Genomic DNA, 16,923 nt, shown 5'->3' on the forward strand with positions numbered 1-16,923 from the left:
GTTACAGTGCTAATACTTATACTCTTCACTTCCCTTTTTAAATATCATTTTTTCTAGCTAACAGAGTTGCAATTAGCAAATTCCTTGCAAATTGCTTACTTACTTTCCTTAACTTGACGCGTATGATTGCAGGAAGTGCCCCGTTTGTTAGTATGTGTGGCGGTATGCTGCTTGGGCTACTAACCGCTGCTGGTTTTTCTTATTTTATGCCTGCCGATATGCTATTTGAATGGGGTTGGAGAATACCTTATTATCGCAGGATTGTTTATTGGCTCTATAGGTGGTCTATATATCAGAAAAAATTTAGCAGAAAGTCCTATTTATAAAAAAGCTAAAGAGAACGGCAGGTTAACACGTTTTCCTTTGCGTGCAACATTAACTAAATCTCCAAAAGAACTTATTATCGCACTTGGTCTTTATATTACCGTAACTGCTCCTTTTTATACTTCTACGGTTTTTATCGGTAATTTTATGCAAACGCTTGGTTATACTAATCAGCAAAGCACAATTGTTAGTAGTATAATATTAATCGTAATGATGACAGTATTTCCTATATCTGCGTATGTTTCGGATAAGGTGGGGCGGCGTCCTGTACTAATATGGGGGATTATCTTGTTAATTTTATCAGTCTATCCTATTTTTGTAGCCTTAGGATCAATGAATTTTACTTTAGCTATAATATCTCAAGTAATATTTGCCGGAATTATCGCTATTTATATGGGACCTATCCCAACGGTTTTAGTAGAGATATTCCCGACTAGTGTAAGATTTACCGGCGTTGCACTTTCATACAACCTTGCAGCTGCTATATTTGGTGGTACTGCTCCAATGTTAGCAATGATATTAACAAAAGTTACCGGAGACAATTATGCTATTGCATATTATTTAATTGCACTTGCCTTGTTATCTTCTATAATTCTAAAATTCTACAAAGAAACTTATAAAAAGAATTTGGTAAATTAGGTTCTATGATGAGCGAAGTTTTTAAAATACCAAACGGTGAAAGCAAAGTTTTACTACATTGTTGTTGTGCTCCTTGCGTTGGTCCTTTAATGGAAAAAATGATAGAGAGTGACATTAAATATACGCTTTTTTTTTACAATCCTAATATTCACCCTAAAAAAGAATATGAGCTTCGTAAGAACGAAAATATTAAGTTTGCTGAGAAGCATAATATAGAATTTATTGACGCAGATTATGATCCGCAAAATTGGTTTAGAAGAGCTAAAGGGATGGAATTTGAGCCTGAGAGAGGTATACGCTGTACAATGTGTTTTGATATGCGTTTCGAGCGTACGGCTTTATATGCTTATGAGCATGGCTTTAAAGTTATAACTAGCTCGCTTGGTATTTCTAGATGGAAAGATATGAACCAAATTAATGAATCAGGAACTAGGGCGGCATCTCATTATGAGGGGATAACCTATTGGACTTATAATTGGCGTAAAGACGGCGGTGCTAGTCGTATGTATGAAATCGCTAAAGAAGAGCATTTTTATAAGCAAGAATTTTGCGGTTGTGTTTATTCTTTCCGTGATACTAACGATTGGCGAGTAGCAAATGATCGCCCTAAGATCGAGATCGGCAAGGAGTATTATTAGTCTCTCAAATTAATAAACAATATTTTATTTTTTAAATCTTTATATTATAATAATCTAGACAATCTAGCTATATTAGGGTTTTATTATGAATAAATGACAGTTACACGAAGCAAAGAATAAGTTAAGTAATATTATTGATATTGCCATGCATGGCACTCCTCAATGTATTACAAAAAGAGGTGAAGACGCAGTTGTAATTATGAGTATAAAAGACTATAAACAACTTACTAAACAAAAACCTGATTTTAAAGAATATTTGTTGAGCATACCTAAGACAGATGATTTGGTTATTGAGAGAGCCCAAGGAAAAGCGAGAGACTTTGAGCTATGAAATATTTATTAGATACTAATGTTGTATCTGAAATCCAAAAGAAAAAACTAATTCTCAAGTAGCAGCATGGTTTGCAATTGTTCATTTTAGCCAGTTATACTTAAGTTGTATAACCATAGGTGAGATAAGAAAGGGAATATCAAAATTAGCAAAGAAAGATAAAATAGCAAGTCTACAGTTAGAGAAATGGTTAGAAAGAATAATAGATTATAATGAGAGAATTCTTGATATTGACAAAGAAATATGTGAAGAATGGGATGCATTAACGAGCATAGACGGTACTAATGCAATTGATGTTTTAATAGCAGCACAAGCAAACAAAATAATATGATATTAGTTACTAGAAATACCAAACATTATAATATGTTTAACATTAAAATATTTAATCCTTATTGACTGATCAAAATTTTATTCCTCACTATAATAACTTCTTATGAACAAACTATCATTTCAACAAATTATTCTGACATTACAAAATTACTGGCAGGATTATGGTTGCGGCATATTACAGCCTTACGATGCCTATGTCGGAGCCGGTACGTTTCACCCTGCAACGGTGCTTAGATGCCTTGGTACTAAACCTTGGTCTGTTGCATATGTTCAGCCATCAAGAAGACCAGGCGATAGCAGATACGGCATGCACCCCAACAGAATGCAGCATTATTACCAGTTTCAAGTTATCTTAAAACCGTCGCCGGATGATATTCAAGATTTATATCTTAAAAGTTTAGAATGTTTGGGGATAGATTTAAAAACCCATGATATCAGATTTGTTGAAGATGATTGGGAGTCACCGACGCTCGGAGCCTCAGGGCTTGGTTGGGAAGTATGGTGCGATGGTATGGAAGTATCACAATTTACTTATATGCAGCAAATCGGTGGGATTGAATGTCGTCCCGTTGTGGGTGAGATCACTTATGGCTTAGAAAGGCTTGCATTATACATCCAAGGCGTTGATGAAGTAAAAGCACTTGATTGGAACGGGCAAATAGGTGAAAAAGCTTTAAAATACGGTGAAGTAGATTTCGAGGCTGAGCGGCAATTCTCGAAATATAATTTAGAGCTTGCCGATAGCAAGATGTTGCTAAGACATTTTAAAGATAGTGAAGCACAATGCGAGAGGCTAGTGAAGGCAAACTTACCTATGCCGGCTTATGATGAATGCCTTAAAGCAAGTCATTACTTTAATCAATTAAATGCGTTAGGTGTAATTAGTGTAACGGAGCGTGCTTCTTATGTTTTAAGAGTGCGTCATTTAGCTAGAATTTGTTGTATGAAATGGTTGGAGTTAAGCGGTGAGTGAATTATTATTAGAGCTATTTAGTGAAGAAATACCTGCATTTATGCAAAAAAACGCTGAAGAGGGTTATTTAAATATATTCACACACATTTTTGCAGAAAGCGAAATATTTGCAAAAGTACAAGTATTTGCAGGACCTCGCAGGATAACGCTGCATGCTACCCATTTGCCAAAGGTCACTTTGCCACAAGAGGCAGAAATTAAAGGACCAAGCATAGAATCTCCGGAAGCCGCTATTAACGGCTTTTGCAGTGCTCATAATGTGAGTAAATTAGAGCTTTCTACTAAATTAATTAATAATCAGCTATATTATTTCTTTGTCAAAAAGACAGAAGAAAGAGAAATAAAAAAGATTTTGCCGAAGATTATTATAGAGGCTATTAATAAATATAGCTGGGCAAAATCAATGTTTTGGGGTGATCACAAAATAAAATGGATTAGACCTCTGCGAAATATTTTATGTATATTTGATGGCGAAGTACTACCACTGCAATTTGGGTATTTAACCGCTAATAATATTACGTACGGGCATCGTCTTACTGATAATAAAAAATTAGAAGTAACAGATTTTGAAGATTATAGAAATAAGCTTTTAGAAAATAACGTTGTTTTAGAAAGAATAAAGAGAGAAGAAATAATTAAGACCGGCTTATTAGAGCAGGCAAATGCTCAAAATCTAAATATAAAAGAAGATGCACGTTTAATAGAAGAAGTAGCAGGACTTAGCGAATTTCCTGTCGTATTGCTTGGAAGAATCCCGCAAAAATTCTTAGAGCTACCTAAAGAAGTACTTATTTCTTCGATGCGTACGCATCAGAAATATTTTTGTTTATTTGATAAAACAGGAAATTTTGCACCATATTTTCTCTTTGTTAGTAATGGTAGATTTGCAAATGCTGAACTCGTTATTCAAGGTAATGAAAAAGTACTATCGGCAAAACTTTCCGATGCTTTATATTTTTATAAACAAGATATAGCTAAAACTTTAGAATCAAGATTAGGTAAATTAGCAGCTGTAACATTTCATGCAAAACTTGGTAACTTAAGAGAAAAAATTGAACACATAACCGATATTTGTAATTATATAGCTCCAAATAATAAAGATTTAATTATGGCAGCAAAGTTTTGCAAAAGTGACCTTGTTTCCGAGATGGTTGGAGAATTTCCTGATCTGCAAGGTATTATGGGTTATTATTATGCAAAATATGAAGGGCTAAATGAAGAAATAGCCGCTGCAATTAGAGACCATTATAAACCGCAAGGTTTGAGTGACAATGTAGCAAGCGGAAATGCGGCATTGCTTGCTTTAGCCGATAAGCTAGATAGTCTAGTAGGTTTGATGATAGCAGGCGAAGCTCCAACAGGTTCAGGTGACCCCTATGCCTTAAGACGTCAAGCTCTTGGTATAATAAGAATAATACTTGAAAATAAATTAGAACTAAATTTTAATGATTTAATTATTTTTGCCTTAAAGTTATATGGAAATTCAGCAGATAAAGATTTAATAATATCTTTCTTTGAAGAAAGAGCAAAATTTTACTTTAAAAATGAATATGATATTTTATTAATTAATGCTGTTCTTGACTTAAATTTAGTAGATACAAAATTTAAGCTTGAGACGTTAAAAGAATTTTTAATAGAAGACGCAGGCAAGCAATTATTAAATGCTTACAAACGAGCTAGCAATATAATCGGTAATCAGAAAATTACCGGCTTAGTTGATGCGAGTCTCTTTAGTACACAGCTTGAAAAAGAATTATTTGAAGTAATCCAAAAAATTTCTCCACAGATTATAGATAGTATAGCTGATAAAGATTATAAGAGAGCCTTAAATTTATTATCGTCTCTATTAACTCCTATTACTAGCTTTTTTGACAATGTATTAGTTAATGATCCTGATCCAAAAATCGCTCAAAATCGTTTATCGTTATTACAAAATTTTTGCGAGTTATTAAATAAAATTGCTAAGTTTAACCGCTTATGACTAAAACTTTCCTATGTCATTCCCGCGAAAGTGAGAATCCATTAAAGTTAAGCTTTTTAAAAGCTTAACTTTAAAGATTTTTTAGCATGGATCCCTGCTTTCGTAGGGATGACATCCAGTAAAACTCGCCTTAAGTTGACACACATGTGCTTCCGCGGGAATGACATCGAGAAGCAGATATATAACAAAACCAAAATAACTAAATAATGATCAGTAAAGCAGTTCAATTTATAAAATCAGGTAAAGTAGTAGTATTCCCAACCGAAACAGTTTATGGAATCGGAGCGGATGCTACTAATAATACAGCTTGTTTAAAGATTTTTCAATTTAAAAATCGTCCTGCTAGTAATCCGCTTATTGTTCATGTCTTCTCCATAGAGCAAGCAAAAGAAATAGGCGAGTTTAATGATTTAGCTATAAAAATAGCAGAAAAATTTTGGTCTGGACCATTATCTATAGTTGTCCCTTTAAAAGAGAATGCCAATATTGCCCCTAGTGTAGCTGCAGGACTAAATACCATAGCACTTCGGATACCGTCTTACCATGTAGCATTAGAGCTTATCAGACAATCAGGCGTACCTATAGCCGCCCCAAGTGCTAACCCTTCAAACTATATTAGTCCGACTAACGCTGAGCATGTCACAAAACATTTTAAGGATAATAAGGAAATTGTTATTTTAGCACCTGAAATCTATCAATCTGAATATGGGCTAGAGTCAACTATAATTGATACTACAACCGCTACTCCTACTATTCTTAGAGAAGGGTTTATAACTGCTGAAATTTTAGAAGAAGTACTTAGGGTAAAAGTTTTAAAAGCATCAGAAACAAGTGCTATAAAAGCTCCCGGCATGCTTGCAAAACACTATTCACCAAAAGTACCGGTTAGGCTAAATGCTATAAATTTAGAGGATAAAGAAATCAGCTTAAATTTTGGCAATAGCAATCTTACGGGAAGATTTTCATTAAATCTCAGTACCAAGGGCAATCTTATAGAAGCTGCTGCAAATCTTTATGCGTATTTAAGAATTCTTGACGATTATGCTGCAGCTCATGATGTAAGAGGTATAGCAGTTGCTCCTATACCTCAAGCAAATATTGGTGCTGCAATTAATGATCGCCTAAAACGTGCCGCAAAATCATAAATTTCGGCGTTCTATGCGCCTTAATAGCTTTTTGATGATATTTGGTCATTACATAATTATCATGTGAGGTTAGATAATCATCGTTATTCATAATTTCAAAATTACCGTTCTGTTTTATTAGTTCAATTGCTTCATAAAAATAATTTTCGATATCAGAAGCAAATACTAAATTACCGTTATCTTTTAGCTTATCTTGTAAAACCTTAAGACGCTCTTTATTGAAAATACGTTTCTTTTTTTGCTTATTTTTTATCCATGGATCGGGAAATAAAATATAAATTCTATCTAAACTATTATTTGGTAAATCGTTTAATATTAAGTCCAAATTATTCGGAAATAATAAAAAATTCTTGATATTCTGCTCAGCAGCAAGTTTTAAAACATTTGCAACTCCGTTTAAATATACCTCTACCCCAATAAAAAGTGTATCAGGATTCATTTTAGCTTGGTTAATGAAATGCTCACCCATACCAAAACCTATCTCAAGAAATACTTTACGCTGTTCGCTTTCAAGTTTTTCTTTGGAAAATAAATATTTCGGTAGTTCGTTATCTAATAAATTCTGTTGTACTCCTGATAAGCTTTTGCCGATTTGCCTTGCATATGACCGATTGAGAGTAATAGACGATATTTCTATTACTCTATTATGCGACTGCAAATCTTTATAAATATTGTCGATATTATAGCCGTAATTCAAAAAGATTTCGCTAACTTTTTCTGCTTGGTTAAACCCTATCTCTAATATAATCTTACCGTTTGGTTTTAAGAATGGTTTGGCATTTTTAGCAATTATATGATAAACTTGCAAGCCGTCCTCTTCAGCAAATAATGCAAAATGCGGCTCGTGGTTCAGTGTCTCAAGTGCCATTTCTGATTTTTCGGTGTGTGATATATATGGTGGGTTGCTAACTATAACATCAAATTTTTGCTTTCCTAAATTTTCAAACCAATCACTGTGAATAATCTGAATGCGATCCGTTACATGATGTTTTATGGCATTACTTTTAGCAACTTCTATTGCTTCAAGGCTTATATCGGTTGCAATTACATTAGCATTCGGTAACTCACATAATAGACTGATAGCAATGCAGCCGCTACCTGTACCGAGTTCTAGTATGCTGTCATTCCGTGGCTTGACCACGGAATCCAGTTTCTTTTTTTCTGGCTTCTCGCTTTCGCGGGAATGACATTGAGGTCTATGGGAATAACGCCGCAACACAACATCCACCAAAATTTCAGTATCACTTCTAGGAATTAACACATGTTTATTAACAATAAATTCACGTGAGTAGAATTCTTTAACGCCTGTAATATATGTTATAGGTTCATGCTTTAATCTTCTCTCTAACAATTTTTCAAAAGCTTCTATCTCAGCTTCACTTAACTGTTCATCAAGATTAATAAGCAAATACTCAATAGGTTTATTTATAACATGCTGAAGTAAAATTCGTGCTTCTAATTGCGGCGGATTGATACCTATTTTATTTAATTTATCTGATGCTTTACTCAAGGCTTGTTTTATAGAATATTGCACGGAACAGGTCCAAATCCTATAATTTCTAATATTGCTTTATATATTGTTTTCATAATTAGGGGGCTACAAATAGCTAGAGGTCCTAAAATTAAGCGTTTATTATCTATACTACGTATTTGGTCTATTAAAAGATCTGAATCTCTTTCTAATTTATTATGAGCTTTAATACGAATTCGTAAAGGGAAAGCATCAGCTATTAAATTAGTTGTGAGAGGGATGATTAAAGTAGAAGGGTGATTTGCATCCAATAGTACTTGATCTTGGATAATCAATACAGGTCTTGTTTTACCAAGCTCACTACTGACTCTAGGATTTAAATCGGCAAGCCAAATTTCTCCGAGGTTAATTTTCAGGATCATGCTCTATATTCGAAAATTCGGAATTTATTTTCATGCTTTCTTGTCTTGTACGCATACTAATTGCAAATAATTTTTCTTTCCTTTCTTGCTCATATAGGCTTTTATTCATAGTTTCAATAGATCTTCTAATATACTGACTACGTGAAATATGAAGTTTTTTAGCCCTTTGAGCTACTTCCTTGGCTAAATCATCGGGCAATCTTACAGTAAGTGCAGACATAACTCTTAAGTATTACAATTATAAACACATAGTGTAATTATAATTGTAATACAATTTATGTCAAGTGCCCATTTTGGCATTGCTAAGTAAAGAATGATAGTAATTAATTTTTATTAAAAAGTAAGTAGTAATGAGTTCTCAATGATATCAAGAGCTTTACTATATTGTTTAGTTTTCCTATTAAAGCGAGCAAGATAGTGTCTGATTAAAGAATTTTTGGACTCTACCAAAGCAGTTTCCGCTTTAGTTACAACGTGTTGTAAAACCAACTGATATTTGCCGTACACATCATACGCATCAGTGCATAATATATTAATGTTATACAATTTCTATATACGAGTAGCCATACCTAAATAACAATACAAATCTCTAGTTTCACTTACTTCGATAGCAATAATTTTATTCCGGTTTCTGTCAACAGCACGCCAGACATAGGCTCGATTTTTCTTTTTTATAATACGTAAATAATTCGTCTATTTCTAATATTTCAATATCCTCTAATTTCTCCGGTATATTTACATTTCTTAGTTTTTTGCGTATTAATTCTGCAAAATGACGAATCCAGTATATTATCAATGTGCTCAACACTTCTTCTAATCTTTCTATTGATCTTATTCCGATGCCTTCAAGATACATCTTTATTACTTTTATTCTTTTTTCTAATCCATATTTTATACGTTTATCTCCTATACGATATGTCCCTTTGCAGCTTTTACACTTGTATCTTTGTACTCCTTTTGACGTCCGACCATTCTTTACTAAACTCTTATTACCGCACCATTTACAATATTCCATTAGCTTTCCTTTTTCTTAATAGAATATCTGCTTTTTATCTCTTATCAATCTTTATTTTGCAATCCCCTCATTTTCTACCTAGATTTTTCATCTCTAAAATATATTCTACACTACCCAAAGGAGCTTGTTTCTTAAGCTCGGTAAATTTGTGCAATACATCGGTGGCTATAATAGCTTCCATATCCCTTGGCAGCTCACAAAAAAATTCCATAATCTTATTACTAGTCGGATGGGTAAAGCTTAAATACCAAGAATGCAGGGCTTGGCGTTTAAAATCGATTAATTTTGCTTTTAGTTCAGGAGGAGAATAAGCAATTTTTCGGTCATTATTACCGTAAGTTTGATCGCCGACCACCGAATGCTTTAAATGGCTTAGCTGCACCCTGATTTGATGAGTTCTACCGGTACTAAGTCTGCATTCCACCATACTAATAGTACCGCCGTAAAACAGCTCTAAAGTCTTGTAATGCGTAACAGTTTCTTTACCGCCATATTTTAATATGGTCATTTTTTGACGGTCTACTCGGCTACGACCTATATTATTCTTAATGACTCCTTCTAACGGATTAATTACTCCCCAAACTAACGCTTTATATTTCCGTATTACCTGCCTTTGCTCTATCTGATTTGCAAGCAACATATGTGCTGTATTATTTTTAGCAACTACCATTAAGCCCGTAGTATCCTTATCCAAACGATGCACTATCCCAGGTCTTGCTGCTGAACCTATATCCGATAGATTCTTCGTATGATAAAGTAATGCATTAACAAGCGTATCGTCATGATGTCCTGCCCCTGGGTGTACTGTCATACCTGCAGCTTTGTTAATGACTATCAAATCATCATCTTCATAAATTATATCAAGTGCTATATTTGCTGCTGCAATTTTTAGCTCTTCAGGTTCTTTAAACGAAAATAGTATAACATCATTCTCCTTGACCAAAACATCAGGATCAGAAATAATTACATCATTAACTAGTACTTGCGAATCTTTAATAGCTTTTTGGATTTGGTTTCTAGAAATATTTTCAAGAAGTTGTGACAAAGCTTTATCGAGCCTTATGTTATTGAGTTCGTTTGGTACATTATATGTTAACATATTTTATTTTAAGATAATGAGTAATACGCTTAAATGGTTAAGTGCAATCGGTGTTGAATATTACTGCTCTGAGCACCCACCGAAATTAAAGGTATGTAATAATACTGAACTAACTGAAAAGTCACAAGTAAAACTTATGTCTACAAAAAAAACTGCATTCAATACGAATAGAAATCTTTCAAAATTTCCTTATAGAGAGGAATTTAAAGGAGACACTTCACCTCGAACCTCAGCGTACACAAAAGTATGTGAGGTTGAGGGGTTAGGATCGGCGTCTAAATTCCCTCTAGAAGTAGGGTGTGGGAAGATTTCTAATGATAAAGTTCATGATAATATAACCCTAGCAAGATCTCTTGCCGATAACGCTAATAATATCGAAGAACTCAAAGAATCTCTACTAAATTTTAATGGTTGTGAACTTAAGAAATTTGCTACTAATACGGTTTTCGGTGATGGTAATTTGGAAGCTAAAATTATGTTAATAGGTGAAGCTCCTGGAAGTACTGAGGATTTGAAAGGAATACCTTTTTGCGGCGAAAGCGGCAATTTACTTGATAATATGCTACATGCTATCGGAATTTCACGAAAAAATAACGCTTATATTACTAATACGGTATTTTGGCGTCCTCCCGCTAATAGACAGCCAACGCTCGAAGAAGTCGATATTTGTAAACCGTTTGTTGAGAAACATATTGCTCTTATTAGCCCGAAGTTAATTATTCTAGTCGGTAGCACGGCTACAACTAGCTTACTCGGAAAAAATTCAGGCATTACTAAAATTAGACAAGAATATTATTTTTATACCAATAAATATCTATCCGCTCCTATTGAAACTACGGCAATCTTCCACCCTGCCTATTTACTTCGCCAACCTATGCAAAAACGCACCTCTTGGTATGATTTACTCAAGATTAAGGAGTATTTAGTGAATACGGGTTTGCTCATTAACTAAAAAAATTTAAGCTTAAATCTTCTTGAAATAACATATAATGTTATGCTAATATCAATTATTGTTATTCTAAAGGGAATATTGTGAATATTTCTTTCACTCCTGAACTTGAAAAATATGTAAATAGACAGGTAGAAAGCGGCTTTTACCATTCTTCAAGTGAAGTTATAAGAGCAGCGTTACGTTTAATTGGTCAAATCTGAAAATATTTCTCAAAATGCTCAGTTTGAAAATTATAAAACATGGCTTAATCACGAAATACAGATTGGTTTAGATCAAGCTGCTGAAGGTAAATTAATTCCAGGAGAAAAAGCGTTACAAGATATTCGTGATTTTCGTAAAGCTTATTTAGAAAACAATAGTTAAAAATCAATTTATTTTCTAGCCACGCTGAACAAGATATCAAATATATTTGGCTTTATATAACAAATGATAGTATTAGAGCAGCTGATAACGTACTAGAATGTTTGGAACAAGCTTTTGATAAATTAGCTAATAATCCTAACATGGGCAGTAAACGTGAAGATTTAACAAATAAACCCTTACGCTTTTGGATTGTATATAATTATTATATTATTTATGCTCCTAATACCAGCCCTTTACAAATTTTACGTATTATAAGTTTGTATTGCAATATAGAAAATTTTTAAATCCTCATAAATAATAATTCATTTCTAATTTCATTAAATTAGGGTTATATTTATTGATGTATAAAAATAAGGTATATCCATTATGACCAATGAAAATGATAATGATTCAGAATTTGCCGAATTAAAAATCAGAGGAAAAATATTTAAATTACCTATACTGAAAGCAAATATAGGTGAGGATGTAATTGACATAAGCAGGGTCTCTGCGGAAGCCAATTGTTTTACTTATGACCCGGGTTTTATGTCTACTGCTTCTTGTCAGTCTACTATCACTTATATAGATGGTGATAAAGGAATCTTGCGGCATCGAGGATATAATATTAAAGATTTAGCCGAGAAGAGCGATTTTTTAGAAGTGGCATATTTGCTAATCTATGGAGAATTACCAAGCATCGAGCAGTATAATAATTTCACTAAACAGGTTGCTCATCATTCATTAGTGAATGAAAGATTACACTATTTATTTCAAACCTTTTGTAGCTCTTCTCATCCTATGGCTATTATGCTTGCGGCCGTTGGTTCTCTGTCGGCATTTTATCCTGATTTACTGAATTTTAAAGAAGCAGACTACGAGCTTACCGCTATTAGAATGATTGCTAAGATACCAACTATCGCCGCAATGTCTTATAAATATTCTATAGGACAACCGTTTATTTATCCTGATAATTCGTTAGATTTTACTGAAAATTTTCTGCATATGATGTTTGCAACGCCTTGTACAAAATATAAAGTAAATCCAATAATAAAAAATGCTCTTAATAAGATATTTATCCTACATGCGGATCATGAGCAGAATGCTTCTACTTCAACAGTCCGAATCGCCGGCTCATCTGGAGCTAATGCTTTTGCGTGTATTAGCACGGGTATTGCCTCACTTTGGGGACCTGCTCACGGCGGGGCTAATGAAGCGGTAATAAACATGCTTAAAGAAATCGGTAGTTCTGAGAAGATACCTAAATATATAGCTAAAGCTAAGGATAAAAATGATCCGTTTAGGTTAATGGGTTTCGGTCATCGTGTATATAAAAACTATGACCCACGTGCCGCAGTACTTAAAGAAACGTGCAAAGAAGTATTAAAGGAACTCGGGCAGCTAGAAAACAATCCACTCTTACAAATAGCAATAGAACTTGAAGCTATCGCTCTTAAAGATGAATATTTTATTGAGAGAAAATTATATCCAAATGTTGATTTTTATTCAGGTATTATCTATAAAGCTATGGGTATACCGTCACAAATGTTCACGGTACTTTTTGCAATAGCAAGAACCGTAGGCTGGATGGCACAATGGAAAGAAATGCACGAAGACCCTGAACAAAAAATCAGCAGACCTAGACAGCTTTACACCGGTTATGTACATAGAGAGTATAAGGGTATCGGGGAGAGGTAAACATTATCGTGAGCTGGTATTGTTGTGGACACCAAATCGTTATTGCGAGGAGCGAGCCATAGGCGATGTGGCAATCTAGAAAATAATTAAAAAAATTCTGTAAATCAGAATTTTTTACTGGATTGCTTCGTCAATTGCTATGCAATTTCCTTGCAATGACAGAAAACCGGTCCACGCACTCCTTTGCAATGACGTTGAAAATATAAATCATATGAATTTTATTGATGAAGTTAAAATATATATAAAAGGCGGGAACGGCGGTAATGGTTGCGTTAGTTTCCATCGTGAGAAATTTATTGACAGAGGCGGACCGGACGGTGGGGACGGTGGACGTGGCGGTAGTGTTATATTTAGGAGTAATCACCATCTTAATACGCTAGTAAATTATCGATATAAACAGCATTTTACCGCAGAAAACGGCAAAAATGGTCAAGGTTCAAATAGAAGCGGCAAATCAGGAAAATCATTAGTTCTTGATGTTCCAATCGGTACTCAAATCTTTTCCGAGGACGGCAATATATTATTGCATGACTTCACTAAAGATGACCAAAGCTTTGAAATAATTAAAGGAGGAAGCGGCGGTCTTGGTAACAGCCATTTCAAAACGTCGGTTAATCAAGCTCCGAGAAAGCGTACGGAAGGGGAAATTGCCGAAGAAATGTGGATTCATTTAAGCTTAAAGCTTCTCTCTGATGTTGGGCTTGTGGGTCTTCCAAATGCCGGTAAATCTACTTTTTTATCGGTTGTAACGGCAGCCAAGCCTAAAATTGCCGATTATCCCTTTACTACTTTAGTGCCGAATCTTGGAGTGGTGTATGTTGATGACGAAGAGTTTGTAATAGCTGATATTCCAGGTTTGATCGAAGGAGCTCATCAAGGACACGGACTTGGCGATAAATTCTTAAAGCATATAGAAAGATGTAATGTATTAATACATTTAATAGACGGCTCTAGTAATGATGTAGTGGTAGATTATAATACGGTACGTCTTGAACTTGGGTCATATGCCGATTATCTAGAAAATAAAATCGAAATCATATGTCTTAATAAATGTGATGTTCTTACCGATAAGGAAATACAAGAAAAAATAAATAAGTTACAACAAGCTACTAATCAAGAAGTTTTTTCTATCTCTACATACACTAATCTAGGGGTAAATAAAATAGTTAAACTAGCTTTAAAGACTATAAAAATCAGGAGTAATATATTGCCGGAGCTAAGAAAGACGGGCATTGCCCGTGTAGATACCGATGTCATGCCTGCGAAAGCATGAATCCAAAAAAAAAGTATAAATACAGCAAATTTTTAAAACTAAAAGCTCGATTTATCTTGCTTTATGCTGGATTCTCACCTACGCGGGAATGATATCGAGTAGTTTTTTTGGTCCACGCAAATGCTACGCACTGCTCGCAATGACAATTAATAAACTTTAAATCAAAGTAATACGTTGTTCTTCTGCCTCTAGATATTTCTCTAGCTCTTCCTTAGTATATTTCTTTTCTTTAAGCTTTATTTCGTTATTAAATATATATTGTACAGCTTTATCTTCTAAGGCAGGACCTTTAAGTCCTTCAATTGCACTAGGATTATTTTTATAAAAATCAAATATCATATTTTCCTGCCCAGGAAAATTACGTGCTTGTTGCATAATAACTTTTCTTAAATCATCAGACTCTAATTGCAAATTTTTAGATTTTGCGTATTCAGCAAGTAATAAGCCTATTCGCACACGGCGTAGGGCTAATTTATTATAATATTCTGTTATTTCTTTAGGGGATTTATCTTTTAATAATGATTCATCTTGGTTATTTTTATCGGTTTCGGATTTTAGAATATTTTTTTCTTGCTCTAATAAAGATTCCGGTACATCAAAATCTAACAATTTTTCTAACTTATCAAATAAGTTCATTTTCATTATAGTATTAATAGCTTCTTCCGATTCGTTTTCTATTTGTTTAGCAAAATGTGTACGCAATTCTTCAAGGCTATTACTTTGGAATTTTTTAGCAAACTCCTCATCAATAACGGTAGGTTCTGCAGTATGTACTGCTTTAATTTGTACTGCAAAACGAGCATCTTTACCTGCTAAATCTTTAGAATGGTAATTCTCAGGAAAAGTAACATTAACATCTACTTCACTACCTGTTTTAGAACCTATTAATTGCTTCTCAAAACTTGGAATAAGTGCATTATTACCTATTACTACCTTTAAATCATTTAATTTACCGCCTTCAAAAGTTTCGTCCTTGATGTACCCGATTGCATCAATAGTAACCTGATCTCCATCTTTTATTTTTGCTTTACTTTCTTTAGTATAACTTTTTGTTAATGCGGCAAGTTTTTCTAGTTGTTCTTCAACATCTTTAGCGTTTACTTCTAATTTTGGACGATCTAGTGAGATTTTCTTTAAATCCGGAATAGTAATTTTAGGTAATAGCTCTATTTTTACGGTAAATTCTAAAGCTTTATCGAGTTCGTTTTGCAATTCTTCAATTTTGGGTCTACCGATTATATTTAGATTATGTTTTTTAATAACGTGATTTACCGAATGGTTAATTCTTCTTTCTATTATATCATTCCTGACGGAAATACCGTATTTTTTCTTAACAATTGAAACAGGTACTTTACCGGCTCTAAAACCTGCTATTTTAACTTTTTTGGTTAAATCAAGTAATTCTTTTTGAATATCGTCATCTATCTCACTTAAAGGAGTAGAGATTCTTGCATGAAAATCCAATCCTTCGTTTTTTAATACAGTAATTCCCATTTTAATAATCCATTAATTCTGTGCATAGTTTGCGAATCAAAATAAACTAATGAGCAGAAATATGCAATAGTTTTTGTAAAATCCTATTAGGATTAGGAATTGCTAACTGTGAGTTTCGCAAAACTCACCTTTGCTGGCATATAGTCATCTATTTTTGCAATCACTAACTATTTAGCGTTAGCACTTAACAACAATTGAGTAATTTCTGTAGCAGTAAGGCCTTGCTTCTTATAATTTTCGATGGCTTTAATAAATTTGGATGTATCAAAATCGGATTGATATTATTAATATAACAATATCTAGTTCGGCTACCATTTTTTATTATCTTAATGTTCGGTTTTTTTGGTATGGTTGTACGTAATAACGTTTTTATTGCCTTTTTATACAAAAGTATAGCTATTTCTTTTTTGTCACTCATCTTGTTAACGCTCATCAATAGCTTATCGTTACTTGTTTGCACTTTTCGTATTGCCTCTTGAGAATATTTTTCAGCTATCCATACGGCTATTTGGGAAGCAGTAAATTCTTTTCTGGTATTAATCTTAAGAAACTTAATAATTGCAGATTTAAGATCAAATATCTCATAGCATCTATTATCATGATTAACTATGTTATCAATATTGTTAACATAATAATATCTAAACCAGCGTCCTTTTTTGGTTATTTTAATGTCCCTATCGGGGATGAGAAATCCCTTCACCTAAAGGCGAAGGGAAGATATAATGAAGTTACCTTGGCAACTAATTTATAAAGAGATATGAGGAGTTATAGAAAAAGTAGCCATAGCCAGTATGATTTG

Annotated in this window: 17 protein-coding genes and 5 pseudogenes; 14 read left to right on the forward strand and 8 right to left on the reverse strand. The window is 33.7% G+C overall.

The genetic code is table 11. The features are described from left to right. Positions 1–131: 131 nt before the first annotated feature. The 7 genes and pseudogenes from ACKTSD_RS01175 to ACKTSD_RS01205 form a co-directional block, all read left to right on the forward strand. Positions 132–963 (forward strand): annotated as a pseudogene (locus ACKTSD_RS01175) (MFS transporter); the annotation flags it as partial. An 8-nt stretch (positions 964–971) separates the two neighbouring features. Beyond that, positions 972–1,601 carry an epoxyqueuosine reductase QueH gene (locus tag ACKTSD_RS01180; protein ID WP_412707644.1) on the forward strand — a complete coding sequence of 210 codons (630 nt, stop codon included), beginning with the start codon at positions 972–974 and terminating at the stop codon, positions 1,599–1,601. Positions 1,602–1,698: 97 nt separating this feature from the next. After that, positions 1,699–1,932: pseudogene (locus ACKTSD_RS01185) on the forward strand (type II toxin-antitoxin system Phd/YefM family antitoxin); the annotation flags it as partial. Further along, positions 1,929–2,328 (forward strand): annotated as a pseudogene (locus tag ACKTSD_RS01190) (type II toxin-antitoxin system VapC family toxin). The pseudogenes ACKTSD_RS01185 and ACKTSD_RS01190, both read left to right, overlap by 4 nt. A 37-nt stretch (positions 2,329–2,365) precedes the next feature. Further along, positions 2,366–3,235, forward strand: a complete 870-nt coding sequence (locus tag ACKTSD_RS01195) for a glycine--tRNA ligase subunit alpha (RefSeq protein ID WP_412707630.1) — start codon at positions 2,366–2,368, stop codon at positions 3,233–3,235. Then, positions 3,228–5,216, forward strand: a complete 1,989-nt coding sequence (gene glyS / locus ACKTSD_RS01200) for a glycine--tRNA ligase subunit beta (RefSeq protein WP_412707631.1) — start codon at positions 3,228–3,230, stop codon at positions 5,214–5,216. The genes ACKTSD_RS01195 and glyS overlap by 8 nt, the downstream gene beginning before the upstream one ends. A 206-nt stretch (positions 5,217–5,422) precedes the next feature. After that, positions 5,423–6,361 (forward strand): L-threonylcarbamoyladenylate synthase, encoded by a 939-nt coding sequence (locus ACKTSD_RS01205; RefSeq protein ID WP_412707632.1) that lies wholly within the window; start codon positions 5,423–5,425, stop codon positions 6,359–6,361. Here ACKTSD_RS01205 and trmB read toward each other — a convergent pair. The 6 genes from trmB to ACKTSD_RS01235 form a co-directional block, all read right to left on the reverse strand. Beyond that, a complete protein-coding gene (gene trmB, locus ACKTSD_RS01210; RefSeq protein ID WP_412707633.1) occupies positions 6,327–7,895 on the reverse strand; it encodes a bifunctional peptide chain release factor N(5)-glutamine methyltransferase PrmC/tRNA (guanosine(46)-N7)-methyltransferase TrmB in 1,569 nt (522 codons plus the stop codon). The genes ACKTSD_RS01205 and trmB overlap by 35 nt on opposite strands. After that, positions 7,880–8,254 (reverse strand): type II toxin-antitoxin system PemK/MazF family toxin, encoded by a 375-nt coding sequence (locus ACKTSD_RS01215; protein ID WP_412707634.1) that lies wholly within the window; start codon positions 8,252–8,254, stop codon positions 7,880–7,882. The genes trmB and ACKTSD_RS01215 overlap by 16 nt, the downstream gene beginning before the upstream one ends. Further along, positions 8,238–8,474 carry a ribbon-helix-helix protein, CopG family gene (locus tag ACKTSD_RS01220; RefSeq protein ID WP_412707635.1) on the reverse strand — a complete coding sequence of 79 codons (237 nt, stop codon included), beginning with the start codon at positions 8,472–8,474 and terminating at the stop codon, positions 8,238–8,240. The genes ACKTSD_RS01215 and ACKTSD_RS01220 overlap by 17 nt, the downstream gene beginning before the upstream one ends. A gap of 113 nt (positions 8,475–8,587) precedes the next feature. Further along, positions 8,588–8,761: a hypothetical protein gene (locus ACKTSD_RS01225; RefSeq protein WP_412707645.1), complete on the reverse strand. Its 174-nt coding sequence runs from the start codon at positions 8,759–8,761 to the stop codon at positions 8,588–8,590. Between the two features lie 127 nt (positions 8,762–8,888). Further along, positions 8,889–9,269 carry an IS1/IS1595 family N-terminal zinc-binding domain-containing protein gene (locus ACKTSD_RS01230; protein ID WP_412707636.1) on the reverse strand — a complete coding sequence of 127 codons (381 nt, stop codon included), beginning with the start codon at positions 9,267–9,269 and terminating at the stop codon, positions 8,889–8,891. Positions 9,270–9,336: 67 nt separating this feature from the next. Continuing rightward, positions 9,337–10,368 carry an RluA family pseudouridine synthase gene (locus ACKTSD_RS01235; protein ID WP_412707637.1) on the reverse strand — a complete coding sequence of 344 codons (1,032 nt, stop codon included), beginning with the start codon at positions 10,366–10,368 and terminating at the stop codon, positions 9,337–9,339. Positions 10,369–10,384: 16 nt separating this feature from the next. On the opposite strand from ACKTSD_RS01235, the gene ACKTSD_RS01240 reads away from it, so the two are divergent. The 7 genes and pseudogenes from ACKTSD_RS01240 to obgE form a co-directional block, all read left to right on the forward strand. Continuing rightward, the gene (locus tag ACKTSD_RS01240) at positions 10,385–11,320 is read left to right on the forward strand and encodes a uracil-DNA glycosylase family protein (protein WP_412707638.1); all 936 of its coding nucleotides are present in this window, start codon (positions 10,385–10,387) and stop codon (positions 11,318–11,320) included. A gap of 80 nt (positions 11,321–11,400) precedes the next feature. Next, positions 11,401–11,520, forward strand: a complete 120-nt coding sequence (locus tag ACKTSD_RS01245; protein WP_412707639.1) for a type II toxin-antitoxin system ParD family antitoxin — start codon at positions 11,401–11,403, stop codon at positions 11,518–11,520. Next, the gene (locus tag ACKTSD_RS01250) at positions 11,507–11,683 is read left to right on the forward strand and encodes a transcriptional regulator (RefSeq protein WP_412707640.1); all 177 of its coding nucleotides are present in this window, start codon (positions 11,507–11,509) and stop codon (positions 11,681–11,683) included. Before ACKTSD_RS01245 ends, ACKTSD_RS01250 begins: the two co-directional genes overlap by 14 nt. A 71-nt stretch (positions 11,684–11,754) precedes the next feature. Beyond that, positions 11,755–11,967, forward strand: coding sequence for a type II toxin-antitoxin system RelE/ParE family toxin (locus ACKTSD_RS01255; protein ID WP_412707646.1), 213 nt, complete (start codon positions 11,755–11,757; stop codon positions 11,965–11,967). A gap of 82 nt (positions 11,968–12,049) precedes the next feature. Beyond that, positions 12,050–13,357 carry a citrate synthase gene (locus ACKTSD_RS01260; protein ID WP_412707641.1) on the forward strand — a complete coding sequence of 436 codons (1,308 nt, stop codon included), beginning with the start codon at positions 12,050–12,052 and terminating at the stop codon, positions 13,355–13,357. A 65-nt stretch (positions 13,358–13,422) separates the two neighbouring features. Next, positions 13,423–13,506 (forward strand): annotated as a pseudogene (locus ACKTSD_RS01265) (lytic transglycosylase domain-containing protein); the annotation flags it as partial. 62 nt (positions 13,507–13,568) lie between these two features. Further along, a pseudogene (obgE, locus tag ACKTSD_RS01270) lies at positions 13,569–14,549 on the forward strand (GTPase ObgE); the annotation flags it as partial. Positions 14,550–14,786: 237 nt separating this feature from the next. Here the strand turns inward: obgE and tig are convergent. After that, complete coding sequence (gene tig / locus ACKTSD_RS01275) at positions 14,787–16,124, reverse strand: trigger factor (protein ID WP_412707642.1); 1,338 nt, start codon at positions 16,122–16,124, stop codon at positions 14,787–14,789. Between the two features lie 184 nt (positions 16,125–16,308). Continuing rightward, on the reverse strand, positions 16,309–16,824 hold the full coding sequence (locus ACKTSD_RS01280) for a hypothetical protein (protein WP_412707643.1): 516 nt from the start codon (positions 16,822–16,824) through the stop codon (positions 16,309–16,311). Between the last annotated feature and the right edge of the window lie 99 nt (positions 16,825–16,923).

The organism is Candidatus Rickettsia kedanie (assembly GCF_045865205.1).
Lineage (GTDB): Bacteria > Pseudomonadota > Alphaproteobacteria > Rickettsiales > Rickettsiaceae > Rickettsia > Rickettsia australis.